Origin of the sequence: Bordetella saccharivorans (genome assembly GCF_045862855.1) — a bacterium.
Classification (GTDB): domain Bacteria; phylum Pseudomonadota; class Gammaproteobacteria; order Burkholderiales; family Burkholderiaceae_B; genus Bordetella_A; species Bordetella_A petrii_F.
Map to the genome: position 1 here is coordinate 2,868,441 of NZ_BAAFZO010000001.1, position 25,879 is coordinate 2,894,319.

Consider the following 25,879-nt stretch of genomic DNA (forward strand, 5'->3'; position numbering starts at 1 on the left):
GGCTCATTGACGTACCGGATAAATGTTGGATCTATCCATCAACATGTCCTGCTGGACGGTGTTTGAATCAGCCTTGATCATGGATAGCTCCGCACTGAAAAAGGACACATGCCGCAGCCTGGCTCCCGCCAGGTCGGCCGACTTCATCTGGGCCTCGCTGAAATCCGAGTTGGCCATGTTGGCTTCGGACAGGTCCGCGCGGATGAACAGGCTCTGCTTGAAGAAACTGTCCGCGAGGCGGATGCCCTGCAGCCTGGCTTCCGAGAAATCACAGGTGCTCAAGTCACTGGCGATCACGGCGCCTCGGTTGAAATGGACTTTCCTGAAACTGGATGCCGAGATGGTCGAATGGGAAATATCGGCGTCCAGGATGGCGCTTTCGGGGGCGATATAGAGCTTTGATGCCTGGCATCCGGAAACCTGGAGCCCCCGTATCGTCCGCATGCCGACAAACGACATGGAGTCGATCCGGCAGGCGTCCATGCGCAGGCCGTTCATCATCCCGGCGATAAAGGCATGCCTGAGGAAATCGCATTGTTCAAATGCGATACGCTCCAGCCTGCCGCGCATGTACGAGAAATTGACAAACCGGCAGCCTTCGAACACACAGTCTTTCAAGCTGATCCGGAAATGCATCCATGCGGCCAGGTCCGACTGTACAAAGCGGCAGTCCTCGAATTGCGCCTTGTCCGACTGCACGTCCGCAAGCCGGCAACCGATGAACTGGCAGCGCCTGAAGCGCGCTCGGCTCCAGTCGGCCGAAGAAAAATCGCAGCCGTTGAAGACCACCTGGTCCAGGTCGCCGCCCGCCATCCGCGCCTTGGTGAAATCGCAGTCCGCGATGCGGCTTTGCCTGATCGCCAGGCCATCCAGGTTCCAGCCTGAATAACTGGCTCCAGTCGCGGAAAAGTCGCGCAGTTCGTAGCCGTCGTGGCCGGCGGGCAAGGGTTCGGCAGCCAGCTGGTTCAGCCCGAAGATGCGGTGCAGGCGCCGCGGGTTGCCGGCAGCGCGCCTTGGCGCCACGGCGCCCGGCGTTTTCGAGAGCGCGGCCTCGAACTGTTCGAGCTGCTGTAACCGCAACTGCCGCAACTGGTCTTGCGCGGCGTGGCTGTCCAGGACCTGCGGCGCCGCGCCCGGCTCGACCTGTCGCTCGGCGTCCTGTCTCAAGGAAGCCAATAACGCTGCGCGGCGCGCTTGCAGAAACTGCTGCCGCTCGTCTTTGGTCGCCTGCGGCACATCAGCGGCTGCCTGGCGGGGCGCCTGCCGGCGCCCGCGGAACTCTTTCCTGGCTGCCCGCGGGCTCATGGCCTGCTGTTGCTGTTGGAGGAAGTCTTCGATGACGTCGTCGCGCGCGATCTTTCCGTTCCGGCTTTTCGCCAGCCATGCCAGTTCTGCCTCCAGCCGGGCCGCATCTTCGGATCGCGTGGCGTGGTCCTCGCCACGCGAGGCGTTGCGGGCCAGTTCCCGCTCCAGTTTCGTGAGCTTGTTCCGCAGCAATGGCGAAAGTTCGATCTCGTCGGATGCGCTATGGCGGATGAAGCGGGCGTCGACCAGCTGTTTGTCCAGCAGCGCGTGGAACGGGCCGGACTGCGGATGGACGCGCTGGCGGAAAATGCCTTCGTAGTACGCCGGTGGTCGCGCCAAGTCGCTATGCTCGGCGGCGTACAAAATATGGCTGACGTCGCTGGCGTCGTCTTCGTCGACAGATACCGCGCCTTGGTACAGCAGAATCGCTTTTTCAAGGTGCGGGTATGCCCAGTAAGTGGTCAGCCGCAGCGGGACTTCCTCCAGGAAGCCGGCTTCCCGGGCAGTCGCCGATTTGCTGATGAAGGCCCGCGCGACCAGGGGTGGCACGGTCGTGGCCAGGGTTTCCTTGTCGGGGTGCAAATGGGTGAAGACGATCCGGTCGCCTGCCCGCAGGCGGTCGAGCCGCTGTCGCGGGGGACTCTGGTTGAAATACGCCCAGTCGATATCCCGCGCGAAACCGGGAAATTCATGAACCCGCCAGTGATCGTCATAGGTCCCCAGCATCCGGTTCCTGCCGGGGGTCTCGACCGGGATGGCGGAGTAGCCGGCCGGGGCATGGCGCTGCCCCTCGCGCACGACGGGGTGCGCCGGATCTTCAATATTCGGCAAGAAGCGGACGCGCAGTCCGTTGATTTCTGTTTCCCGGTGTCCCTTGCCCCGCGGGTTTTCCTCGAATCCCGCGCCGCCATAGGCGTTGCGCCAGTTGATCGCGATTCTCTCGAACGGCAGGGCAGGGCTGGGCTTGCCGCCCGACCAGTAGCGATCGCCGGTGACCCACAAGTCTTTCCTGGCATTATTGACTGCCACCGACACCGCGGTCCGGCCATGGATGGCATATTTGCCGAACCCATAGCCGTTCACAATGATCTCCGGCGTGCGCTTGGGAATGCCGAAGTCCAGCACCTCCGCGTCGAAATTCAGCACTGATTCTTCGTTGAAGATGCCCCATAGCCGTTGCTCCGTATCCAGGTGGAAGCCTGAAGAAAAATCCACCATCGCGTAGGCGGTTACGGCCAGATAATCGGTGTTCAGATACCTGTATGGACGGGTCAGGCAGGAAAGACGGTTGGGCTTGATGACTTTCATTTAATGGGCGCCGGGTTCCCGGCGCTCAGATAATCAGGAAAAGCGCCTTGAGCACCGTCTTCATCGCGCCATATTCCATTTCCACCGGCTTGTTCCGGATGGAAAGCCCGGCGATATCCATCTTGATGGCCCCGAGATCCATTTTCTTCACATAGTAGGTGTTCTGTGAAACGGCGGCTTGATGCCGCAGCCCGGTGACCGACTGGTGCAGGCCGCGGAATTGGAAGATCTCCGCAAACGCCTCGCCTTTCCAGACGCCATGGGTGAAATTCGATTTGCTGGTTTCCTTGACCGTCGCTCCGTTCCAGAGCAGCTCGGGTGTTTCGAAGCTGATGCTGGCCGGCGCCTTCACGGTCATCGCGTCGCCTTCCATCTTGATGGAATGCGCATCGCCGCCTTTCTGGATTTCCACCGGCCCCGCGCTCGCGAGCAGTTTCATGCTGGTGGCGGTCTTGAATTCACCCTTGCCGCCGGTGGCCTCGAGGTAGACATCGGTCGGGGCCTTGAGGGTGGCATTGTCGCCCTCGAACGCCAACTGGTGGTCGGCGCCGCCTTTCTGCAGGTTGACGTTGTTATCGCCGGTCGACTTCACCAGTACGATATCGTTGGCCTCGAACTTTCCGTAGCCGGTATTCGCCTTGATGTGGACATGGCCATCGGTGGACGTCATGTCGATATCGGACGTGGTGGTATTCGTATACTTGTGCGAGAAAATCTCGATCCGGTCGCCGTCGGTGACCCGCAGCGTGTCGACGCCCTCGACCGTGGTATCCCGGTATGCCCCGATCTTGTTTGTCTGGTAGTCGCCGATGGTGTTTTCTTCGAAAGTGCCGATCGTGGTGGTGCGGGATTCTCCTACATCGCGGGTTTCCAGCCCTTCCACCACCACGTGCAGGTCTTTTTCCGAGTGCAGCTTCACATATTCGCTGCCCAGCTTGTTTTCAATGTACAGGTGGCTTTCGTTGGCGGGGCTGCCATAGTGCGAGCGGCTGCTGAATCCCACGATGGTGGGGGAGGGGCAGAAGCCGTCCGCCGGCATCTGGTGGTCGTTGTAGACGCGGCCCGTCACCAGCGGGCGGTCCGGGTTGCCGCCGATGAAATCCACCACCACCTCCTGGCCGACCCGCGGCGTGCTGACCGCGCCATAGCCGTTGCCCGCCGAATCATTCGATACGCGCACCCAGCATGAGCTGTTCTCGTCGGCCCGGTTATAGCGGTCCCAACGGAAATGGAGTTTCACGCGCTGGAACTCGTCGGTATATACCTCGGCGCCGGCCGGTCCCGTCACCACGGCAGTCTGCGGGCCGGTCGTCCTGGGAATGGGCGTCACCAGGGGCGCCCGGAACGGCAGGCTGGTGGGCTGCACCGTGAACTCGAAGCGGTACTCTCCCTTGCCTTCGCCGGACTGGTAGCCCGCCTCGGTCAGGAAGTATTCCACCGAGACGATCAGGTATTCGCGGATATCCGCCTTGCGCGGGCTGCGCCGCAGGCGGAACGTGTAGCCCGGCGCCAGGCCGCGCACATTGGCGCTGCCGCTGCAGCGTTCGCTGGCGGACCGGGTTTCTTCGAGCCGGACCTTGACGTAGTGCTCGCCCTGCTGGATATCGACGTATCCCGCCTGCCATTCGTAGATCTCGCGATTGGCCTGCGCGACGGGGTAGCTGTCCTTGAGGCGGGTGTGCAGGTCGAGGCTGGATTTCTTGAAGTCGTAGTCATTGACGACGTATTCGATGCCCCGCAGTTCTTCCCCGCTGCTCCAGGCGTGGATCGTCTGCTCTTCCGCCAGCACGTTGTCCTCGCGCGGGAAGTAATCCAGCGAGGCATAGTCCGGCAGCGGCTCGTGCTCGTTGATGTCGTCGATCAGCACCAGCGTGTGCTGGTTCTTGTCGTGCTTGAAGTAGTAGTAGATCCCTTCGTGTTCCATCAGCCGGCTGATGAAATCGAAATCGCTTTCTTCGTACTGGACGCAATATTCGCGGGTCCGATAGCTGCCCTGCAGTCTTTTCTCATAGGCATAGCCGGAATACGAGCCCAGCACTTCGTCCAGTATCTCGACGACGCTCTTGTTCTGATAGATCTTGCAATCGCGGTTGCGCGTCAGGTACCACAGCCAGGGACGCACGGTGGCCCGGTAGCGCGCCAGGCGCAAGCCGCCCGATTCCTGCCCCACGTACGCGAACCGGGTGACGTCGCCGCTGAGATGGCGCTTGGCGCCATGCTGGGTCTCTATTTCCAGGGTCAGCGGCTTGCCCAGCACCGAGGTGCCGCTGATTGCCGTGGTTTCCGCCACCAGTTCCACTTCAAACTCATACAGTTCGGACAGGGCTTCCCGCCCGTGCATGGTTTTGAACTTCAATGCCGCCCCAAGGGCGGTTTCAGCGACGACGACTCGATTCATGACCCCGGCTCTGTGCAAGGTGTTGGGCGCGGATATACCTGCTCCGACTGTGACACTTTCGAGGCAATACTAGATTTCCAAGATGCTGTTCACATGACAGTCAGCAAAACTTACATTTAAAGAAAATATGTTGAAAATATGGGCGCATATCCATCTATGGCCAGGGGCCGGCCCGTCCGGCCTCGCAATGCGCCGCGCGGCGCGCAAATAAAAAGCCCCGGCGCGCAAACGCCGGGGCCTTGCGTTGGCGCCTGCCGCTCCGTGGAGGGCCAGGCGCCTGGCTGGCTGCCGCTCAGGCTTCTTTCTGCGGCATTTCGATCTTGACCTCGAGCACTTCCAGGGTGTCCTGGCGTTCCAGGTGCACCTTGATGTCGTCGGGGTTGATGTTCACGTACTTGGAGATGACTGCGACCAGTTCTTGCTGCAGCTGCGGCAGGTAATCGGGCGAAGCGCCGCGCCCCGAGCGCTCGTGCGCCAGGATGATTTGCAGGCGTTCCTTGGCGACGACCGCCGAGGTCTTCTTCTGGCCCAGCAGAAACGACAGGAAGGACATTGCTTACTTCCCTCCGAACAGGCGCTTGAACAGGCCGGGCTTTTCGTAGTCGGTAAAGCGCAGCGGCTTTTCCTCGCCCAGGTAGCGGGCGACCACGTCCTTGTAGGCTTCGGCCACATCGGTGTCGCGCAGGTGGATGGCGGGCAGGCCCTGGTTCGAGGCCTGCAGCACCGCTTCGGACTCGGGGATGACGCCGATCAGCTTGATGCGCAGGATGTCTTCGATGTCGGTCAGGGACAGCATTTCGCCGTCGTTGACTCGCTTGGCGTTGTAGCGCGTGAGGAGGAGGTATTCCTTGACCGGCTCGTCGCCTTCGATGGCGCGGCGCGACTTGGCCGCCAGGATGCCCAGGATGCGGTCGGAGTCGCGCACCGAAGACACTTCCGGGTTGGTGACCACCAGCGCGTCGTCGGCGAAGTAGGCGGCCATGAGGGCGCCGGTCTCGATGCCGGCGGGCGAATCGCACACGATGTAGTCGAAGCCCATTTCCTTCAGGTCTTCGATGACCTTGGCCACGCCTTCCTGGGTGAGGGCGTCCTTGTCGCGGGTCTGCGAGGCCGGCAGGATGAACAGGTTCTCGAGCTGCTTGTCCTTGATGAGGGCCTGCTTGAGCGAGGCTTCGCCCTGGATCACGTTGACGAAGTCGTACACCACGCGGCGCTCGCAGCCCATGATGAGATCCAGGTTGCGCAGGCCGACGTCGAAGTCGATGACGGCGGTCTTGTGGCCGCGCATGGCCAGTCCGGACGAGAAGCTGGCGCTGGTGGTCGTCTTGCCGACCCCGCCCTTGCCGGAAGTCACCACAACAATACGTGTCATGACCGTTTAACCCTTATGTTCGAATAAATCGCGTTATCGTAAAGCAAAAAGCCGCTGTAAGGCTTCTTACAAGATGTAGAAGTCGTGCCACGGCGCAAGCCCCGGCTCACTTCTTGAGCGCCTCGATGCGCAGTGTTTCGCCGTCCAGGCGCACCAGCGCCGGCTGGTTGTGCAGCGAACCGTCGAGCTTGTCTTCGACCACGCGGTAGACGCCCGCCACGGCCAGCAGCTCGGCATCGAGCTGGGTGGTGAAGATGCGCGCCGAGGTGTCGCCGCGCGCGCCGGCCATGGCCTTGCCGCGCAGCGGCCCGTACACGTGCACGTTGCCGTCGGCGATGACCTCGGCGCCCTGGCTGACCATGCCGATGACCACCAGGTCGGTATGGCGCGCGTAGACGCGCTGGCCGGAGCGCAGCGGCTTGGTGATGACCAGGGCGGTGGCGGGCGCCGGGGCCGGCTCCGCGGCGGCGGCGTCCGGCGGGGGGGCGGCTTCGCCGGCGGATTCGGCCGGCTGCGGCGCGGATGCGCGGGTTTCCAGGGCTGCGGCAGGCGTGCCGGGCACCGGCGTGGCCACGTCGTTGGGCGGCGCAGTATCGATCACCGCGGGCGGCCGGGCCACCGGGGTGGACAGTTCCACCGGCGCCAGGCCGGCCGCCTGGGCGGCCTGCAGGTTGGCGCCTTCGGCCACCACGCCGATGGGCGGCAGGTTGTGGCCGCGCAGCGCCGCCAGCAGGGCGGGCCAGTCGATCGGCGCGTCCACCCGGCTGGCGTCGACCACCACGGGCTCGTTTTCGAAGAAGCTGCCGGCGTCGGCCATGCGTTGGTCCAGCGCCGCGCTCAAGCGCTCCAGGTCGGCGCTGTGCAGCACGACGCGCACCGCGTACAGGGTGGCGCTTTTGAAATCCAGGGCGAGGGAATCGGTAGTCATGGTCGCGGTGAGATCAGGCCGTGGCCCAGGAGTCGCGCAGCGTGACGATGCGGTTGAGCACCGGCGCCTCGGGAGTCGAGTCTTTGCTGTCGACCGTGAAATAGCCCAGGCGCTCGAATTGCCAGGTGGCGCCCGGTTCGGCCGCGGTGCCGGGCTCGAGCCAGGCGTCCACCGTCTGGCGCGAATCCGGGTTCAGGCAGGCCAGGAAGTCCTTGTCGCCGGCATCCGGGTGCGGGTCGGCGAACAGGCGGTCGTACAGGTGCACGCGCGCGGGCACGGCATGCGCCGCGCTGACCCAGGTGATGTTGCCCTTGACCTTGACGCTGTCGGCGCCCGGCGTGCCGCTCTTGGTGTCGGGCAGGTATTCGGCCTGCACTTCGGTGACCCGGCCGGATTCGTCCTTGGTGAAGCCGGTGCAGCGCACCACGTAACCGTACTTCAGGCGCACGGTATTGCCCGGGTACAGGCGGAAGTACTTCTTGGGCGGCTCTTCGCGGAAGTCGTCGCGCTCGATCCAGAGTTCGCGCGAGAACGGGAATTCGCGCATGCCGGCGGCCGGGTCGTGCGGGTTGCGCGGGGCGCTGCAGGCTTCCTGCCGGCCTTCCGGGTAGTTGGTGATGACCAGCTTGAGCGGGTCCAGCACCGCCACCGAGCGCGGCGTGCCGGGGTCGAGGTCGTCGCGCACGGCCTGCTCCAGCAGGCTGTAGTCGATGCGCGAATCGGACTTGGAAACCGCGGTGCGGTCGCAGAACAGCCGGATGGCCGAGGGCGTGTAGCCGCGCCGGCGCAGGCCGAACAGCGTGGGCATGCGGGGATCGTCCCAGCCGTCCACGTAGCCGTCGCGCACCAGTTGCAGCAGCTTGCGCTTGCTGGTGACCACGTAGGTGAGGTTCAGGCGCGCGAATTCGTATTGGCGGGGCAGGGGGCGCGCCAGTTTGCCGAGCTCGGCCAGGCGCGCCAGGATCCAGTCGTAGAAGGGCCGCTGGTCTTCGAATTCCAGCGTGCAGATGCTGTGCGTGATGCCTTCGAGCGCGTCCTCGACCGGATGCGCCCAGCTGTACATGGGGTAGATGCACCACTTGTTGCCGGTGCGATGGTGCGTGGCATGGCGCACCCGGTACATGACCGGGTCGCGCAGGTTGATGTTGGGCGAGGCCATGTCGATCTTGGCGCGCAGCACCAGGCTGCCGTCCGGATGCTTGCCGTCGCGCATCTCGGCCAGCAGGGCCAGCGATTCGGCCGCCGGGCGGTCGCGCCAGGGCGAGGCCGTGCCGGGTTCGGTCAGGGTGCCGCGGTTGGCGCGGATCTGCTCGGCCGATTGCTCGTCGACATAGGCGTGGCCGGCTTCCACCAGGGCCTGCGCGAACTCGTACATGTAGCCGAAGTAATCGCTGGCGAAATACAGGTTGTCGTTGCCGTCGGCCTTCCAGTCGAAGCCCAGCCAGTGCACCGCGTCGATGATGGCATCGACGTATTCCTGGTCTTCCTTTTCGGGATTGGTGTCGTCGAAGCGCAAGTGGCACACGCCGCCGTAGTCGCGCGCCAGGCCGAAGTTCACGCAGATGCTCTTGGCGTGGCCGATGTGCAGGTAGCCGTTGGGTTCGGGCGGGAAGCGGGTGCGGATGCGCGCCGGGTCGGGCGCGCCCTGGGCCTGGACGGCCGCCGGGCCGGGGGCGCCGGCCCAGCGCTTGCCCTGGAAGCGGTCGGCCTGCAGGTCATCTTCGATGATGTTGCGCAGGAAATTGCTGGCGGCGGGAGGCGTCGAGGCGGTGGTCATGCTGGGAGCTTGGGAAAAGGCAGCGGCAAAGCGTCAATTTTGCCACGTCCGGACCCCGACCCCGGTATTGCCCCGTTCCCCATGCCGCCGTAACAGGCTCTACACTACCGGCCATCATGGATACTGTCCCCCTTCTACTGGCGCGCATCCAGTTCACTGCCAGCCTCAGCTTTCTCGCCCTGTTCATGGCGCTGGCCCTGGCGCTGGCCTGGATGCTGCTGTTTTTCAAGCTGCGCGCGCACGCCACCGGGCTGCCCGGCTGGACCGCCGCCTACCGCTTCTGGGTGCGCATTTTCGCGCTGTCCTTCGTGCTGACCCTGGCGGCGGCCCTGCCGGCCCTGATCCAGCTCGGCAGCCTGTGGCCCGGCCTGATGGACAAGATCGGCAACGTGGCCGGCCCGTTCATCGGTTTTGGCGTGCTCTCGGTGTTCATCCTGAAATCCTGCTTCCTTGGCGTCATGCTGTTCGGCCAGCGCCGGGTATCGGGCGCGGTGCACACCCTGGCGGTGTTCATGGTGGCGGTCGGGCAGGCGGCGGCGCTGTTCTGGGTGGTGGCGCTGCAGTCGTGGGTGCAGACGCCCGCCGGGGCCACCCTGATCGATGCGCGCTACCAGGTCTATGACTGGCCGGCGGCGATCTTCAACCCTTCGCTGGGCTGGAACCTCGGCCTGATGGCGCTTTGGTCGGCGCTGGCGGCGGCGTTCCTGATGCTGGGGGTGACCGCCCTGCAGGCGCTGCGGCGCCCGCTCGACGACGGCGAGCGCTGCGCCTTCAAGACGGCGCTGGTGGTGGCGGCGACGGCCTCGCTGCTGCAGGCGCCGGTGCTCGACGGGGCGGGCCGCGTCATGGCCGAGCACCAGCCGGCCAAGGCGGCGGCCGCCGCGGGCTACTGGCACAGCGGGCCGCAGCCGCACTGGACGCTGGCCGGCTGGCCGGATGCGCGCGTCCAGGCGAACCGCTATGCGGTGACGCTGGACGGCGCGGGCGCCGGCTGGCTGGGCCGCGATCCGCAGGGCCGCTACCAGGGCCTGGACAAATTCTCGGGCATGCGCCCGCCCGTGGCGCTGACCTTCTGGGCGCTGCGCGTGGCGCTGCTGCTGGGCCTGGTCATGCTGCTGGCGGCCGGCACGACGCTGGCCCTGACCGCGCGGCGCGGGCTCGACCCGGCGCAGTTGCCGCCCTGGTGGCTGCGCGTGCTGGTGGGCACCATGTACGCGGGCGGCCTGGCCGTGCTGGCCGGCGGGGTATTCTCGCTGGTCGGCATGCAGCCCTACGCGGTCAACGGCACCGTGACGCAGACCGAAGTGCTGGGCACGGCTGGCACGACCGCGCTGGCGGCCAGCCTGGCCGGCTACGTGGCGCTGTACGCCGTACTGCTGGCGGCGTTCAATGGCATGCTGTTCCATGCGGCCCGCTACGGGGTGGTGCCGGTACGCAAACCCGGAGGATCGCCCCAATGATCGACATGCTGGCCGCTTCGCTGGGCGTGAACGCCAACGACCCGACGTTCTGGATTCCGCTGGTCTTCATGCTGCTGCTGTTCCTGCTGATCGCCGGCGGGTTGGTGCTGGACGGTTTTGACCTGGGCGTGGGCATGTTGCTGCCGCTGGCGCCGGCCGACGAGCGCGGCCGCATGATGAGCCTGCTCAGCCCGTGGCGCGACGCCAACGAGTTCTGGCCGCTGTTGGGCATCGGCCTGTTCGCGTCGGCATTCCCGCTGGCCTGGGGCGTGATATTCGGCAAGCTGTATGGGCCGCTGGCGCTCATGGCGCTGGGGCTGGTGCTGCGCAGTGTTTCGTTCGAATTCCGCATCCGCGCCCGCGCCGAACTCAAGGCGCGCTGGATCACGGGCTTCTGGCTCGGCTCGCTGGCCACCGCCTTCGGGCAGGGCATGATCCTGGGCCGCATCGCCACCGGCTACCAGACCGCCGCCGGCTACGGCTGGTTCTCGGTCTTCATGGGCTTCTGCGCGGTGGCCGCCTATGTGTTGTTGGGCGCGGCCTGGCTGGTCATGCGGGTCGACGGCGACCTGCAGCGCCGCGCCGCCCGCTGGGGGCGCCACGCCATCCGCTGGACGGCGGTCGGCATGGCGGCCACGTCGGTCATGCTGGGCCTGGCCAATGCCGGCATTTTCTATAAATGGAGCAACTCCGGCGGCCTGGCGGTGGCCGTGGCCGTGTGGGTCGTGATGCTGGTGTGTTTTTCCACCGCCGAGATGCTGCTGGCCCGCGTGCCGGGCCGCGCGGATTCCTACAGCTGGCTGCCGTTCGTGCTGTGTGTCGTGCTGTACGTGCTGATGCTGGCCGGCCTGGCCTACAGCCTGTTCCCCTACCTGATCCTGGACGACATGACCCTGTGGGACGCGACCGCCTCGATCGGTTCGATGCGGCTGGTGCTGGCCGGCGCGGTGATCGGCGTGCCGGTGGTGCTGGTTTTCAACTTGCTGGCCTACCGCTCGGTATTCGGCAGGGAGCGCCGCGGCGCCTAGGGTTCAGAAGCCGCCAGGGGCAGGGTGATGCGCACCAGCAGGCCGCCTTGCCCGGCCTGCAGCAGGGCCAGCGTGCCGCCATGCGCCCGGGCGATCGCCTCGGCCAGGGCCAGGCCCAGGCCGACGTTGCCGGTGCGGGTGCGGGCGTCGTCCAGCCGGGCGAATGGCCGGAGCGCTTCGGCGCGCCGCTCGGCGGCGATGCCGGGGCCATGGTCGGCCACTTCCAGCACGGCCTGCGCGCCTTCGCGGCGCAGCCGCACTTCCACCGGCGGCTTGCCGTGGTGCAGCGCGTTGCCGATCAAGTTGTCCAGCAGGCGGCCGAGCGCCACCGCGTCGCCCTGCACGGTCAGGGCTTCGTCCGGCGCGTGCAGGGTGACCGGGGTGCCGGTGCTTTCCCAGGCGCCCACCCGCTCGGCCAGCCAGTCGGGCAGGGCGAGCGGCGCGTAGCGGTAGGCGGCCGGGTCCGTGCCGCGCACGAAGCCGATGAACTGGTCCACCATATGCTGCATGTCCTGCAGGTCTTTGCGCAGCCCCTCTTTCAGGGCCGGGTCGTCGGCCATTTCGATGCGCAGCCACATGCGCGACAGCGGCCCTTTCAGGTCGTGCGGCAGGCCGGAGAGCAGGGTGCGCCGCACGGAATCGGATTCGGCCAGGGCATCGAGCATGGCATTGAACCGCTCGCCCAGGGCGCGCGTTTCGTGGGGGCCGGACGGTTCCACGCGCTGTGGCTGGCCGGCGGCCAGGCGGTCGGCCGCGTCCGCCAGCCGGGTCAGGGGCCGGGTGATGTGCCAGGAGAAGCCCGCCGCCAGCAGCAGCACCAGGCCCAGCCCGCCCAGCCAGAACGCGATCAGCGGCGTGGCCACGGGCGGGTCGAGGCGGTCGAGCGGGATCACCAGCCATTCGCGCAGGCGGGGCGCGTCCTCGGTGTCCGGGTTGCGCGCCAGCGAAATGAAGATCTCGGGCCGCGGGCCGTGCGACAGCGCCACGCGGGTGCCGTCGTTGAGCCGGTCGTTCAGCTCGCGGATCGGCCCGCGCAGGTCGCGCCGGATGTCATCGGGCGGGGGGGCGTGCATGCGGCGGAAGCGCTCGCGCCGTGCCTCTTCGTCCTCGTCGCGGCCCGCCCCGGGCGGCCGGCGCTCGAAGCGCTGCAGGCGCGCCTCGGCCGGCAGCGTGCGCGACCACAGCCTCCATTGGTTCTGGGAAGCATTGCGCACGAACTCGGCGCGCTCCTCGGTCGGGATCTGCGACACCGCGGCGCGCAGGGTGCGGATAGTCGTGGCGATGTAGCCGATCGCCACGTCCTCCAGGAATTTCTGGCGGTAGTACGAGACGGTGGCCAGCGTGGCGGCCTGCGCCAGCAGCACCGCGCCCAGCACGAGCAGGACCAGGCGCGCCCGCAGCGAACGGGGCAGCAGGAAGCGGGTGAGGTGCTTCACGTCCGGCCCCTAGGGGGAGAACCGGTAGCCGATGCCCCAGACGGTCTGGATCCAGCGCGGCTGCTTGGGGTCGTCCTCGATGGCGCGCCGCAGGCGCAGGATGGCGATGTCGATGGCGCGGTCGTTGCGCTCGCCGCCGTCGTCGTCGCGGGCCAGCGCCAGCAGGCGTTCGCGCGACAGGGGCTTGCCGGCGTTGCGCACCAGCGCTTCCAGCAGGTTGATTTCGCCGCCGGTGAGCTTGACCGGTTCGCCCTCGCGCAGCAGCTGTCGCATGGCCGGATCGAACACGAACGGCCCGAAGGACACCGGGGCGTCCTTGGTCAGGGCGGAGGGGCCGCGCTTGCGGCGCAGCACGGCTTCGATGCGGGCCAGCAGTTCGCGCGGGTCGAACGGCTTGCCCAGGTAATCGTCGGCGCCCGCCTCCAGCCCGATGATGCGGTCGACGGCTTCATCGCGCGCGGTGAGCAGGATGACGGGAATGTCTTCGCCCTGTTCGCGCAGGCGCCGGCAGGCATCGGCGCCGTCGCCGCCGGGCAGCATGCGGTCCAGTACGAGCAGGTCGGGCGCATAGCGCGCGATGCGCGCCGGCAGGTCGCTGGCGTCGGGCGCCAGCAGCGTGTCGTAGCCGTGCCGGTTGAGATAGTCGGCCAGCAGTTGCCGCAAGGCCGGGTCGTCGTCGACGACCAGCAGCTTGGTATGTGGGGTATCCATGGTCGCCATAGTGGCCGCGGATCGGTCGGGGGGCAAGAGGCGGGAAATGGATTGAAATATACCGTGATGGCTGGTCGTTTCACTAAAATAACCAGTGATCCCCATGCGCTCGCTTAATAACGTTTACAGATGTCCCGCCTTCCGGTCTTTACACTGATTCGTGTCATGACCACGCGCGAATTCCCGCGTAAGCGAGTAGCCCGTCCCCTTTTGGCGGCGGCGCTGGCCGGCAACATGGCCCTGGGCGCTTGCGCCTCTCTCGATACGCCCGCATCGGGCGCCGTGGCCACGGAAGACGCTACGGCGGCGCCGGCGGGCCAGGCGCGCGCCGGGTGGCAGCGCGCCGATGTCGAGCGCGCCGCCCGGTTCGGGATCTCCGTGCTGGCGCCGGCCCAGCCCATTCCGGTGGCGCCCGCCACGCTGGCGCCATCGCGCGAGCTGGACCTCGATCCCGCGCCGTGCGGCTTGCGGCCCGCCGAAGGCCTGACCGACGCCTCGGTGCAGTCCGGCGCCGCGGCGCCGGCGGAGCCGGCTGCGCTGCCGATCCAGTGCGCCAGTGTGTTTCCGGATGTCCCGCCGGTGGCGCCGCAGAATTATTCCTTCGGGCTAGAAACCCTGGACCCCGTGCCGGGCGGGTCGGTCATGGTGGTGACCGGCGTGGCCCAGCCCGCCAGTCCATGGTTTTCTTCCGTGGGCTCGCAGCAGGGCTTCGCGTACAGCGGCGGGCGCTGGACTTACCGCGATACGGCCGGGCCGACGGTCGCGCTGGGCAACCTGACCGCCAACGCGCCGATCTGGGGCAGCACCGTGCCGATCGGCGGGCTGCAGGTTTCCGACTGGCGCGGCGGCGCGCAGGCGGTGCCGGAGGGCCAGCTGGCTTATTCGTCGGCGCTGGGCAAACTCAACTACACCGACGCCTCGGCGACTTCCGGGGCCATCGATTATGGCGTGGCCGCCGGCAGCGGCACGCTGCGCTACGGCGTGACGCCCCGGCTGACGCTCGAAAGCCAGATGCAGAGCGCGCCCTCGCTGTACACGCGCGGCCTCGGCACCACGTATTCCGCCGGCGCGCTGGGCACGTTCCAGGCGGGCGCCACCCACAGCACCTTCGACCACATCAATGCCTGGCGCTATCGCTTCGGCTACAACGTGAACCTCATGGAGTCCGTCAGCCTGGCGGTGACCAACGAGCAGACCGATGCCGGTTTCGGCGATCTGGCCCTGTATCGCGACGGCGCCGCGGCCAACGCGCAGATGCGCAATACCGTGGCGGCCGGCGTGCCGCTGCACGGCTGGGGCACCCTGAGCGGCACCTACACCGGGTTGCGCGAGAACGGCGAGCCGGTGGAGCAGCGCTTCGGGCTGCAGCACAGCATGCTGGTGGCGCCCAGCGTACGCCTGGCGGTGGGCGCCGACCGGGACGTGATCTCGGGCAATTATGAAATGCGCGCCGGCGTGACCATGCCGGTCGATGCCTTCATGCGCGGGCGCTGGCTGCCGTGGTAGTGGCGCCGCGGGCACGCCGCGCTGGCCATGCCGGAATTGAGGCTTAAAATCCCCGCCATGATGCATTCCGCTACTCTCCATGTCTGACCCCCGCGCCCAGGAAGTCCTGCAGCGCGTCTTCGGCTACGAATCCTTTCGCGGCGACCAGCAGGCCATCGTCGATCACGTCATCGGCGGCGGCGACGCGCTGGTGCTCATGCCCACTGGCGGCGGCAAGTCGCTGTGCTACCAGGTTCCCGCCCTGGTGCGCGCCGGCACCGGCGTGGTGGTGTCGCCGCTGATCGCCCTGATGCAGGACCAGGTCGACGCGCTGACCGAGCTGGGCGTGCGCGCGGCCTTCCTCAATTCCACCCAGGACTGGCGCGTGGCCCGTGATGTCGAGCAGGCTTTCCTGGCGGGCGAACTCGACCTGCTGTACGTGGCGCCCGAGCGCCTGCTGACCGACCGCTGCATGCAGTTGCTGGAACGCGGCCGGATCGCCCTGTTCGCCATCGACGAGGCGCACTGCGTGTCGCAGTGGGGACACGATTTCCGCCCCGAGTACCTGGGGCTGTCGATGCTGCACGAGCGCTGGCCGGATGTGCCGCGCATCGCGCTGACCGCCACGGCCACCGCGGCCACCCGCGTGGAGATCGCCCAGCGCCTGGCGCTGGACGAGGCGCAGCATTTCGTGGCCAGCTTCGACCGCCCCAATATCCGCTACCGCATCGTCGAGAAGAACGAGGTGCGGCGCCAGCTGCTGGACCTCATCCGTACCGAGCACGAGGGCGATTCCGGCGTGGTGTACTGCCTGTCGCGCGCCCGCGTCGAGGAAACCGCGGACTTCCTGTGCCAGAACGGCATCAATGCGCTGCCGTACCACGCCGGGCTCAGCACCGCGGTGCGGGCGGCCAACCAGTCGCGTTTCCTGCGCGAGGACGGCATCGTCATGGTGGCCACCATTGCCTTCGGCATGGGCATCGACAAGCCCGACGTGCGCTTCGTGGCCCATATCGACCTGCCCAAGTCGGTGGAAGGCTATTACCAGGAAACCGGCCGAGCCGGCCGCGACGGCCTGCCGGCCACCGCCTGGCTGGCGTACGGCCTGCAGGACGTGGTGCAGCAGCGCCGCATGATCGACGAATCGCCGGGCGACGAGGCGTACCGCCGCCGCCTGGGCCAGCAGCTCGACGCCATGCTGGGCCTGTGCGAAACGGTCGAATGCCGGCGCGTGCGCCTGCTGGCCTACTTCGGCCAGACCATCACCGCCTGCGGCAATTGCGATGTCTGCCTGGAGCCGCCGCAGGCCTGGGACGGCACCGTGGCGGCGCAGAAAGTGCTGTCGGCGGTGTACCGCCTGTGGAAAGAGCGCGGCCAGCGCTACGGCGCGGGCCACATCATCGACATCCTGCGCGGCAAGACCACCGACCGCACGCGCCAGCACGGGCACGAGACGCTCAGCGTGTTCGGCGTGGGCGCCGACCTGTCCGAAAATGCCTGGCGCGGCGTGCTGCGGCAATTGCTGGCGCAGGGGCTGCTGGCCGTCGACCACGAAGGCTATGGCACGCTCGCGCTCACGGAAGGCAGCCGCGCGGTGCTCAAGGGCGAGCGCCAGCTGATGCTGCGGCGCGAGCCGGAACGCAAGGCGCGCGGCGCCAAGTCGGGCGGCCGCGCGCGCGCCGCCGCCGTGGACTTGCCGGCCGAGGTCCAGCCGCTGTTCGAGGCGCTGCGCAACTGGCGCGGCGAAGTCGCCAAGAGCCACGGCGTGCCGGCCTATGTGATTTTCCATGACGCCACGCTGCGCGAGATCGCGCTGGCGCGGCCGGCGTCGATGGACGAGCTTGGCCACATCAACGGCGTGGGCGTGCGCAAGCTCGAGGCCTACGGCGAAGACATCCTGCGGCTGGTGGCGTAAGCGGCAAGCCGCGTGATCTGGGCGAGGTACCATGCAAGCAGTGCAGGCAGGGCTTCCGGTGAGGTGTCAGACACCTGCGGTGTCTGACACCCCGTGCTATCCGGAGTGTCCGACGCCCATTCTGCCGAGGCCCGCCCATCGGTGAGGTGTCAGACACTTGCGGTGTCTGACACCTGTGCTATCCGGAGTACCCGACGCCCATTCTGCCGAGGCATGCCCATCGGTCAGGTGTCAGACACCTGCGGTGTCTGACACCCGTGCTATCCGGAGTGCCCGGCGCCCATTCTGCCGGGGCGCCGCTTCCATCATTTGCCGAACAGGTCGCCGCTGCCCGACGGCGGCGCCAGGCCCAGGTGGCGCCAGGTGGTCTGGGTGGCCATGCGGCCGCGCGGCGTGCGTTGCAGGTAGCCGTGCTGGATCAGGTAGGGCTCGATGACGTCTTCGATGGTGTCGCGTTCTTCGCCGATCGCCGCCGCCAGGCTGTCCACCCCGACGGGGCCGCCGTCGAACTTGTGGATGATGGCTTCCAGCAGCTTGCGGTCCATCAGGTCGAGCCCCTGCGGGTCGACTTCCAGCATGGCCAGCGCCCGGCCGGCCGAATCGGCGTCGATGGTGCCCTGCGATTTCACCTCGGCGTAGTCGCGCACCCGCCGCAGCAGGCGGTTGGCGATGCGCGGCGTGCCGCGCGCGCGGCGCGCCACCTCGGCGGCGCCGTCCGGGGTGATGGCGGCATTGAGCAGCCCGGCGCTGCGCGTGACGATGTGCGCCAGGTCGTCGGCGTTGTAGAACTCCAACCGCGACACGATGCCGAAGCGGTCGCGCAGCGGGTTGGTCAGCATGCCGGCGCGCGTGGTGGCGCCCACCAGGGTGAACGGCTGCAGGTCCAGTTTGACGCTGCGCGCCGCCGGGCCTTCGCCGATCAGGATGTCGATCTGGAAATCTTCCAGCGCGGGGTAGAGGATTTCCTCGACCACCGGCGACAGGCGGTGGATTTCGTCGATGAACAGGACGTCGTTTTTCTCGAGGTTGGTCAGCAGCGCCGCCAGGTCGCCCGGGCGTTCCAGCACCGGGCCGGACGTCTGGCGCAACTGCACGCCCATTTCGTGGGCGATGATGTGGGCCAGCGTGGTCTTGCCCAGCCCCGGCGGGCCGAACAGCAGCACGTGGTCGAGCGCTTCGCCGCGCTTGCGGGCGGCGGCGATGAAGATCTCGAGCTGTTCGCGGGCGCGCTGCTGGCCGACGTATTCCTGCAGCGCCTTGGGGCGCAGGGCGCGTTCGATGGATTCTTCGTTGGGCGACACCGGTTGCGGCGTCACCAGCCGGGGGGCATCGGGCAGGGAGGAAAGCGAGTCGGACTGGATGGCCATGATTCAGAGCGGGGCAGGCCGCGAAAGGCCGGCGCGGATGGATCGTACACCACGCAGGGTACACCACGCGGCGGCCCGGCGGGAATGCGGCGGACCCGGCGCCCGGCAAGTGGCGATATCATGCACCGGTTCGCCATACCGCTTCCAAGGATAACCATGTCTGCCGCCTTGCCCACCTATGAAGATGTCGTCCGCGCCAGCGAAGTGCTGGCCGGCGTGGCGCACCGCACGCCGGTGCTGACTTCGGCCACCGCGGATGCCCGCGCGGGCGCCCGCCTGTTCTTCAAGTGCGAGAACTTCCAGCGCATGGGCGCCTTCAAGTTCCGCGGCGGCTACAACGCCATTGCCCGGCTGACGCCGGGGCAGCGCGCGGCGGGCGTGGTGACGTTCTCGTCGGGCAACCATGCCCAGGCCATTGCGCTGGCCGCCCGCCTGCTGGGCGTGCGGGCCACCATCATCATGCCGCACGACGCGCCGGCGGCCAAGCGCGCCGCCACGGAGGGCTACGGCGGGCAGGTGGTCACCTACGACCGCTATACCGACGATCGCGAAGCCGTGGCGCGGCGCATCCAGGCCGAGACCGGCGCCACCCTGATCCCGCCCTACGATCATCGCGACGTGATCGCCGGCCAGGGCACGGCCGCCAAGGAATTGTTCGAAGAGGTGGGCCCGCTCGACGCGCTGTTCGTCTGCCTGGGCGGCGGCGGCCTGCTGGCCGGCTCGGCGCTGTCGGCCGAGGCGCTGAGCCCGGGCTGCCAGGTCTATGGCGTCGAACCCGAGGCCGGCAACGACGGCCAGCAGTCGCTGCGCAAGGGCGAGATCGTCCGCATCGCCACCCCCAAGTCGCTGGCCGACGGCGCCGTCACGACCCACCTGGGCCAGCTCACCTTTCCCGTGATCCAGCGCCTGGTGAGCGACATCGTCACGGTTACCGACGCGCAACTGGTCGACACCATGAAGTTCTTCGCCGAACGCATGAAGATCGTGGTCGAGCCCACCGGCTGCCTGTCCTCCGCGGCGGTGCTGCAGCATGTGGTGGCCATGCCGGGCAAGCGGGTCGGGGTCATCATCAGCGGCGGCAACGTCGACCTGGCCGCCTACGCCGGGTTGCTGGCTGCCTGACGTCCGCGCCGGCTTGCGGCTGGCCGGCGCGCAGGGCAGAATGACCCTACTGGCTTGGCAGAACAGGGGCAGCGGCAATGCGTATCCTGCTCATCGGCGGCACCGGCTTCATCGGCCGGCATGTGGCGGCGCGGCTGGCGGCGCGCGGCCATTCCCTCATGGTGCCCACGCGCAATTACGCCCGCGGGCGCGACCTGCTGCCGCTACCCACGGTCACCCTGGCCGAGGCCGACGTGCACGACGACGCCGAACTCGACCGCCTGCTGCGCGAATGCGATGCCGTCATCAACCTGGCCGGCATCCTGCATGGCGGCAGCGGCCGCCCCTACGGGGCCGGCTTTGCCCGCGTCCATGTGCAACTGCCCCAGCGCATCGCCCAGGCGTGCCGGCGCAATGGCGTGCGCCGCATGCTGCACATCAGCGCCATGGGCGCCGATTCCCAGGGGCCGAGCATGTACCTGCGGTCCAAGGGCGACGGCGAAGCCGCCGTGCGCGCGGTGTTCGCCGCCTGGCCCGAAGGCGCCTGCACCATCTTCCGGCCTTCGGTCGTGTTCGGACCCGACGACCACCTCACCACGCTGTTCGCGCGGCTGGCGCGCTGGCTGCCGGTCGTGCCGCTGGCGGGCGCGGGGGCGCGGATGCAGCCGGTCTATGTGGGCGACGTGGCCGCGGCGCTGGAAACGGCGTTGAACAACCCCGATACGGCCGGCAAGGCCTATGGCTTGTGCGGCCCGCAGGTGCATACCCTGGCCGACATCGTGCGCCTGTGCGCCGCCTGGAGCGGCCATCCCCGGCCGGTGTGCGCCCTGCCCATGGGGGTGGGGCGGCTGCAGGCGCTGTTCTTCGAGTGCCTGCCGGGCACGCCGCTGATTTCGCGCGACAACCTGGCGTCGCTGACGGTCGACAACGTGTGCGGCGGCCCGCTGGCGCCCGAATTGGGACTCAGCCCCGTGGCCATGGAGGCGGTCGTGCCGGCGTACCTGAAGCCCGCGCGGGCCTGAGTCCCGGCCGCGCCTATCGGCCGGTCTCCAGCCCGCCCGTTCCCATCGGCACCAGCCGGGCCTGTACTTCCCGCACGGCCACCTCCAGCTGTGCCGCCAGGGCCTGGGCGGCTGGCGACAGGCTGCGATCGCGCCGGTGCAGCAGGCCGATGTCGCGGTGCGCCGAGGCATCGCACAGGGCGGCGCATTGCAGGCCGGCCAGGTTCAGTTCGGGCAACGCCAGCCGCGGCAGCACGCTGACGCCCAGGCCCTGGCGCACCATGCCGGCCGCGGTGCCCATGTTGGTGACATCGTAGACCGGCACCGCCGCGCTCGCGCCGGCGTCTTCGCGCAAGGCGCGGTCGAACTGCTGGCGCGCGTTGGAGCCCTGCGACAGCAGGATCAGGTCGTAGCGCAGCACATCGCGCCAGCGCACCGCCGACAGGCCCGCCAGCGCGTGGCCCGCCGGATAGACGGCGCAGAAACAATCCGCCACCAGCGGATGAAAGCGCAGGTCCGGAGCCGGCTCGCCCTGCGCCGCCAGCGCGAATTCGATCTGGTTGGTGCGCAGCATCGCCAGCAATTCGTCGTTGTGGGCTTCCACTACGCGGACTGTCAGCGCCGGGTGCAGCCGGCGCAGCCGGCCCACCGCCGGCGGCGCCAGGGTCAGGGCGGTCGAGGGCAGGGCGCCCAGCACGATGTTGCCGCGCCGCACCGCCGCCAGGTCGGCCAGGCTGCGATAGGCCTCTTCCAGGTCGGTGATGGGCCGCTGCGCGCGCGCGTGCAGTTCCTGGCCGGCGGAGGTCAGGCTGATGCTGCGCGTGGTGCGCTCGAACAGCCGCAGCCCGAGCACTTCCTCCAGGTCGCGGATCAGGGCGGTGAAGGAGGGCTGCGTGACGCCCAGGCGGTCGGCGGCATGCGTGAAGGAGCCGGTTTCCACGGCCAGCAGGAAGGCCTTGATGGGCCGGTATTTGATATTCATAGCCATAAACTAATAATAGCTAATAAATATCGATTTGATCGTAATAATGTCCTGGCTGAAGATGCGGGCTCGACGAATTTCCGGAGCAGCAGCAGCCATGGATGCCCCCCATCCCACGCCGTTCCGCCTGGGCGCCCAATGGCGTACCGGCGGCGCGGGCGATCCCGTCATTACCTCCATTGACCCGGCCGATGGCAGCATCGCCGGGACCGTGGTGCGCGCCACGCCCGCCGATGTCGACCAGGCGGTATCGCTGGCCTGGGACGCATTCCGCCGGCAGCCGTGGCGCAAGCTGCGGCCCGACCAGCGCGCCGCCACCTTGTATGAAATCGGCCGTCGCCTGCTGGCCGAGCGCGAGCCGCTGGCGCGGCTGCAGATGCGCGACAGCGGCAAGCCGTGGAAGGAATGCCTGCACATGGTCGACAGCGCGGCCGGGCACTTCCGCTATTACGCCGCGGTATGCGAGACCTGGCAGAACGAGCTGACCTCGCCGCGCGGCGAGTATTTCTCGATGGCGCTGGCCGAGCCGTTCGGCGTGATCGCCGCCATTACGCCGTGGAACTCGCCGATCATGAACGAGGCGCAGAAAGCCGCGCCGGCCCTGGCGGCCGGCAACGCGGTGCTGCTCAAGCCTTCGGAGGAAACCCCGCAGCTGGCCCTGGAACTGGCGCGCATTTGCACCGAGGCGGGCTTGCCGGAAGGCTTGCTGATCGCCCTGCCCGGGCATGGCGAGGATGTGGGCGCCGCCCTGGTCAGCCACCCCGGCGTGCGCATGGTGTCGTTCACCGGCGGCACCGAGACCGGCCGCGCCATCGGCGCCGTCGCCGGCCGGCGCCTGATCCCGGCGGGCCTGGAGCTGGGCGGCAAGTCGCCGCACATTGTGTTCGAGGATGCCGATCTGGACCGCGCCGTGGCGGGCGTCATGTCGGGCATTTTCGGATCGGCCGGGCAGAGCTGCGTGGCAGGCTCGCGGCTGTTCGTGCAGAAATCGGTTTATCCGCGCTTCATGGAAGCGCTGGTGGCGCGCACCCGCGAATTGCGCGTCGGCCTGCCGCACGACCCGGCCACGCAGATGGGGCCGCTGGTGTCGCGCGCCCACCGGGACAAGGTGGCGGGCTATGTCGACATCGCGCGCGGCGAAGGCGGACAGGTGCTGGTCGGCGGCGCCATGCCCGCCGATCCGGCGCTGGCGCGCGGCTGGTTCTACCCGCCCACCATCATCGACGGCCTGGACAACCGCGCGCGCGCCTGCCAGGAGGAGATTTTCGGGCCCGTGCTGGTCGCCCTGCCGTTCGACGACGAGGACGACGTGATCGCGCAGGCCAACGACACGGCCTTCGGCTTGGCGGCCGGCATGTGGACCGCCGACTATGCGCGCGCCTGGCGGGTCGCGCGGGAGATCGAGGCCGGCTCGGTCTGGATCAACACCTACAAGCAATCGCACATCGCCACGCCGTTCGGCGGGTTCAAGGACAGCGGCCTGGGCCGCGAAAAGGGCCTGCACGGCCTGCGTCTGTACAGCCAGGTCAAGAGCGTGTACTGGGGCCTGCATCAACAACCTATGGGACTTTGAAGTCATGACGCAAGAAGCAAGCAACGCGGCGCTGCCCCTGGCGGGCGCCCGCATCCTGATCGCCGGCGCCGCCAGCCTGGTGGGCTCGCACACCGCCGAAGCCCTGCTCGAGGCCGGCGTGCGCGAAGTCGTGCTGCTGGACAATTTCGCCTTCGGCACGCCCGAGGCCATCGCCCATTTGCAGGACGATGCGCGCGTGAAGGTGGTGCGCGGCGACCTGATGCGCCTGCCCGACCTGCTGGCGGCTACCGAGGGCGTGGACGGGGTATTGCACCTGGCCGCCTACATGACGCTGGGCTTTGCCCAGACGCCCTGGCAAGCGGTGGACGTGAATATCCGCGGCGCCCAGAACATGCTGGAGGCCTGCCGCGCCAACCGGGTGCGCAAACTGGTGTTCGCCTCGTCCAACGCGGTGTACGGCTACGGCGCGGGCATTGCGGGGGCACTGGCCGAGAACGGCCCGTTCCATTCCACCGGCGCGCCGCCGGCGGCCATTCTGTACGGCGCCTCGAAGATCATGGGCGAGCAATTGTGCCGCCAGTACTTCCAGAAATTCGGCCTGGACTATGTGGTGCTGCGCTATTCCACCGTGTATGGCGAGCGCCAGCACTACCGCGCGGCGAATTCGCTGTACATCATGGACACCTATGACCGCGTGCGCAGGGGCGAGCGTCCCGTATTGCCGGGCGATGGCACCGACACCAAGCACTTCGTGCATGTGTCCGACGTGGCGCGCGCCAACGTGGCGGCATTCGAGAGCGCGGCGACCGACATCGCGGTGAATGTGTCGGGCCCCGCGCCCATCACCACCGGCGAACTGGTGCGGCTGGTGCTGGACTACTGCGGCAGCGACCTCGAGCCCGAAGTGCGGCCGGACCCGCCCGGCACGGTGCGGCTGACCTCCGGCGGCGCCTTCCATATCCCGCACGACCTGGCGGGCCAGTTGATCGGCTGGCAGCCGCGCGTCGAGATGCGCGACGGCGTGGCGCGCCTGCTGGCCTGGCGCGAGGCGCAAGAGGCCGGCGCGGGCGGCTGAAGCGCGCGCCGCAGTACCCGCGCGGCGCGCTGTGCGGCGCCGCGCGGGCTAAGGGTTTTTTCTGTCAATCCAATAAGGTGGAGACAAGCATGTTCAAGTTACGCAACCTGTTCGCGGGCCTGGTGGCTGGCCTGGCCAGCCTGGGCGGGGCCGCGCCGGCCTGGGCCTGGCCCGACCCGCCCGTCGAGCTGATTGTCGGCTTCGCGCCGGGCGGCGGCACCGACCTCACGGCCCGCGCCCTGGCGGTGTTCCTGGAAAAGGAGCTGGGCGGCAGCGTGGTGGTGGTCAACAAGCCCGGCGCGTCCAGCGCGATCGCGCTGTCGTACGTGGCGCGCGCCAAGCCGGACGGCTACACGCTGGCTATGACCAACATGCCCGGCCTGGTGTCGCTGCCGATCGAGCGCCAGCCCGGCTTCGCGGCGGGCGATTTCACCTATCTGGCGAACCTGGTGCGCGATCCCAGCGCCTTCAGCGTGGCCATGGACAGCCCTTACCGGACGCTCGGCGAGCTGGTCGCGGCGGCCCGGGAAAAGCCCGGGCTGATCAGCTACGGCTCGACCGGCGTGGGCACCGACGACCACCTTGCCATGGTGCTGTTCCAGGGGCTGACTGGCACGACGCTGAACCACGTGCCCTATAACGGCGCCGGACCGCTGCGCACCGCGGTGCTGGGCGGCCACACGGTGATAGGCGGCATCAACCTGGGCGAGGCCATGCCGTACCACGGCAAGAACATGCGCATCCTGGCCCAGGCCAGCGCGCAGCGCTCGCCGCTGGCGCCCGACGTGCCCACATTCAAGGAGCAGGGCGTGGACCTGGTGTTTGCGTCCGAGCGCGGCATCGTCGCGCCCAAGGGCCTGCCGCCGGAAGTCGAACAGAAGCTCGCCAGCGCGCTCGAGCGCGTGGCCGCCGACCCGGCGTTCCGCCGGCAGATGGCGCAGCAGTTCACGGAAATGGATTATCTGCCCGGTCCCGCGTGGCGCGCGCGCCTGCAGCAGGACGACACGCGCCTGCGCGCCATCTGGGCCAAGACGCCCTGGGTGGAATGAGCCCGGCGCCGGCCTGCCGGCGGGCGCGTCGCGAGCTGAACAGGGCCTAGCGCACCAGCGCCTTGAGCGCCAGCCGGATGCCGTCCGATACGCCGGTGCCCTCGGGCAGGGTCTTGAGGGCGGCCTGCGATTCTTTTTCGGAATAGCCCAGCGCCAGCAGGGCGTTGAGGATGTCGGCCTGGCTGTCGGGCACGGCATGGGCGCTGGCGCCGATGTCCGCGCCCAGCTTGCCGCGCATTTCCAGCAGCAGCCGTTCGGCGGTCTTCTTGCCGATGCCCGGCACGCGCGTCAGGCGGCCCGACTCTTGCAGCGTGATGGCTTGCGCCAGGTCGCTGACCGACAGGCCCGACAGCACCGCCAGCGCGGTGCGCGCGCCGATGCCGCTGACCTTGATCAGTTCGCGGAATGCCCCGCGCTCGGCGGCGGTGGCGAAGCCATACAGGATGTGCGCGTCCTCGCGCACCGCCAGGTGGGTGTGCAGCGTGACTTTCGCGCCGGTTTCGGGCAGGGCGTAGAGGGTGCTCATGGGCACCTCGATGTCATAGCCCAGGCCGTTGACGTCCACGCAGATGGTGGGCGGCAGTTTCTCGATCAGGGTTCCGGTGATGCGTCCGATCATGGTGCGGGTGCCAGGCAGGAAGTGAAGG

20 protein-coding genes are annotated in these 25,879 nt (G+C 68.1%); 9 read left to right on the forward strand and 11 right to left on the reverse strand.

Annotated elements, in window-relative coordinates:
- Nucleotides 1-3: 3 nt before the first annotated feature.
- The 6 genes from ACKTT0_RS13705 to ACKTT0_RS13730 form a co-directional block, all read right to left on the reverse strand.
- Nucleotides 4-2,613, reverse strand: a complete 2,610-nt coding sequence (locus ACKTT0_RS13705; RefSeq protein WP_407850416.1) for a DUF2169 family type VI secretion system accessory protein — start codon at nucleotides 2,611-2,613, stop codon at nucleotides 4-6.
- Between the two features lie 25 nt (nucleotides 2,614-2,638).
- Nucleotides 2,639-5,011, reverse strand: a complete 2,373-nt coding sequence (locus ACKTT0_RS13710) for a type VI secretion system Vgr family protein (protein WP_407850417.1) — start codon at nucleotides 5,009-5,011, stop codon at nucleotides 2,639-2,641.
- A 292-nt stretch (nucleotides 5,012-5,303) separates the two neighbouring features.
- The gene (gene minE / locus ACKTT0_RS13715) at nucleotides 5,304-5,564 is read right to left on the reverse strand and encodes a cell division topological specificity factor MinE (RefSeq protein WP_012247903.1); all 261 of its coding nucleotides are present in this window, start codon (nucleotides 5,562-5,564) and stop codon (nucleotides 5,304-5,306) included.
- A gap of 3 nt (nucleotides 5,565-5,567) precedes the next feature.
- A complete protein-coding gene (minD, locus tag ACKTT0_RS13720) occupies nucleotides 5,568-6,383 on the reverse strand; it encodes a septum site-determining protein MinD (protein ID WP_407850418.1) in 816 nt (271 codons plus the stop codon).
- Nucleotides 6,384-6,489: 106 nt separating this feature from the next.
- Complete coding sequence (gene minC, locus ACKTT0_RS13725; protein WP_407850419.1) at nucleotides 6,490-7,311, reverse strand: septum site-determining protein MinC; 822 nt, start codon at nucleotides 7,309-7,311, stop codon at nucleotides 6,490-6,492.
- A gap of 13 nt (nucleotides 7,312-7,324) precedes the next feature.
- Nucleotides 7,325-9,088 (reverse strand): glutamine--tRNA ligase/YqeY domain fusion protein, encoded by a 1,764-nt coding sequence (locus tag ACKTT0_RS13730; RefSeq protein WP_407850420.1) that lies wholly within the window; start codon nucleotides 9,086-9,088, stop codon nucleotides 7,325-7,327.
- 116 nt (nucleotides 9,089-9,204) lie between these two features.
- Between ACKTT0_RS13730 and ACKTT0_RS13735 the strand changes: the two genes are divergently transcribed.
- Nucleotides 9,205-10,548, forward strand: coding sequence for a cytochrome ubiquinol oxidase subunit I (locus ACKTT0_RS13735; RefSeq protein ID WP_407850421.1), 1,344 nt, complete (start codon nucleotides 9,205-9,207; stop codon nucleotides 10,546-10,548).
- Nucleotides 10,545-11,576 carry a cytochrome d ubiquinol oxidase subunit II gene (locus ACKTT0_RS13740; RefSeq protein WP_407850422.1) on the forward strand — a complete coding sequence of 344 codons (1,032 nt, stop codon included), beginning with the start codon at nucleotides 10,545-10,547 and terminating at the stop codon, nucleotides 11,574-11,576. The genes ACKTT0_RS13735 and ACKTT0_RS13740 overlap by 4 nt, the downstream gene beginning before the upstream one ends.
- Here the strand turns inward: ACKTT0_RS13740 and risK are convergent.
- Together risK and ACKTT0_RS13750 are read right to left on the reverse strand one after the other, a co-directional pair.
- The gene (gene risK, locus ACKTT0_RS13745) at nucleotides 11,573-13,012 is read right to left on the reverse strand and encodes a sensor histidine kinase RisK (protein WP_407850423.1); all 1,440 of its coding nucleotides are present in this window, start codon (nucleotides 13,010-13,012) and stop codon (nucleotides 11,573-11,575) included. The two genes, ACKTT0_RS13740 and risK, sit on opposite strands and share 4 nt — an antisense overlap.
- A 9-nt stretch (nucleotides 13,013-13,021) precedes the next feature.
- Nucleotides 13,022-13,723, reverse strand: a complete 702-nt coding sequence (locus ACKTT0_RS13750) for a response regulator (protein WP_407850424.1) — start codon at nucleotides 13,721-13,723, stop codon at nucleotides 13,022-13,024.
- Between the two features lie 129 nt (nucleotides 13,724-13,852).
- On the opposite strand from ACKTT0_RS13750, the gene ACKTT0_RS13755 reads away from it, so the two are divergent.
- Together ACKTT0_RS13755 and recQ are read left to right on the forward strand one after the other, a co-directional pair.
- A complete protein-coding gene (locus ACKTT0_RS13755; RefSeq protein WP_407850425.1) occupies nucleotides 13,853-15,229 on the forward strand; it encodes a fimbrial protein in 1,377 nt (458 codons plus the stop codon).
- Between the two features lie 79 nt (nucleotides 15,230-15,308).
- A complete protein-coding gene (gene recQ / locus ACKTT0_RS13760) occupies nucleotides 15,309-17,123 on the forward strand; it encodes a DNA helicase RecQ (RefSeq protein ID WP_407850426.1) in 1,815 nt (604 codons plus the stop codon).
- A 305-nt stretch (nucleotides 17,124-17,428) separates the two neighbouring features.
- On the opposite strand, the gene ruvB is transcribed toward recQ, so the two are convergent.
- Nucleotides 17,429-18,490, reverse strand: coding sequence for a Holliday junction branch migration DNA helicase RuvB (gene ruvB, locus ACKTT0_RS13765; RefSeq protein ID WP_407850427.1), 1,062 nt, complete (start codon nucleotides 18,488-18,490; stop codon nucleotides 17,429-17,431).
- Between the two features lie 156 nt (nucleotides 18,491-18,646).
- On the opposite strand from ruvB, the gene ACKTT0_RS13770 reads away from it, so the two are divergent.
- Together ACKTT0_RS13770 and ACKTT0_RS13775 are read left to right on the forward strand one after the other, a co-directional pair.
- The gene (locus ACKTT0_RS13770) at nucleotides 18,647-19,612 is read left to right on the forward strand and encodes a threo-3-hydroxy-L-aspartate ammonia-lyase (protein ID WP_407850428.1); all 966 of its coding nucleotides are present in this window, start codon (nucleotides 18,647-18,649) and stop codon (nucleotides 19,610-19,612) included.
- Between the two features lie 77 nt (nucleotides 19,613-19,689).
- On the forward strand, nucleotides 19,690-20,613 hold the full coding sequence (locus ACKTT0_RS13775) for a complex I NDUFA9 subunit family protein (RefSeq protein WP_407850429.1): 924 nt from the start codon (nucleotides 19,690-19,692) through the stop codon (nucleotides 20,611-20,613).
- 13 nt (nucleotides 20,614-20,626) lie between these two features.
- Here ACKTT0_RS13775 and ACKTT0_RS13780 read toward each other — a convergent pair whose 3' ends face one another.
- Nucleotides 20,627-21,574 (reverse strand): LysR family transcriptional regulator, encoded by a 948-nt coding sequence (locus tag ACKTT0_RS13780; protein ID WP_407850430.1) that lies wholly within the window; start codon nucleotides 21,572-21,574, stop codon nucleotides 20,627-20,629.
- 97 nt (nucleotides 21,575-21,671) lie between these two features.
- Here ACKTT0_RS13780 and ACKTT0_RS13785 point away from each other — a divergent pair, with 97 nt between their 5' ends.
- The 3 genes from ACKTT0_RS13785 (at nucleotide 21,672) to ACKTT0_RS13795 (ending at nucleotide 25,232) form a co-directional block, all read left to right on the forward strand.
- Entirely contained in the window at nucleotides 21,672-23,147 is a 1,476-nt protein-coding gene (locus ACKTT0_RS13785; protein WP_407850431.1) for an aldehyde dehydrogenase, read from the forward strand.
- 4 nt (nucleotides 23,148-23,151) lie between these two features.
- Nucleotides 23,152-24,183, forward strand: a complete 1,032-nt coding sequence (locus ACKTT0_RS13790) for an NAD-dependent epimerase/dehydratase family protein (RefSeq protein WP_407850432.1) — start codon at nucleotides 23,152-23,154, stop codon at nucleotides 24,181-24,183.
- 89 nt (nucleotides 24,184-24,272) lie between these two features.
- Nucleotides 24,273-25,232, forward strand: coding sequence for a tripartite tricarboxylate transporter substrate binding protein (locus ACKTT0_RS13795; RefSeq protein ID WP_407850433.1), 960 nt, complete (start codon nucleotides 24,273-24,275; stop codon nucleotides 25,230-25,232).
- A gap of 46 nt (nucleotides 25,233-25,278) precedes the next feature.
- Here the strand turns inward: ACKTT0_RS13795 and ruvA are convergent, their stop codons facing one another.
- Entirely contained in the window at nucleotides 25,279-25,851 is a 573-nt protein-coding gene (ruvA, locus tag ACKTT0_RS13800) for a Holliday junction branch migration protein RuvA (RefSeq protein ID WP_407850434.1), read from the reverse strand.
- Between the last annotated feature and the right edge of the window lie 28 nt (nucleotides 25,852-25,879).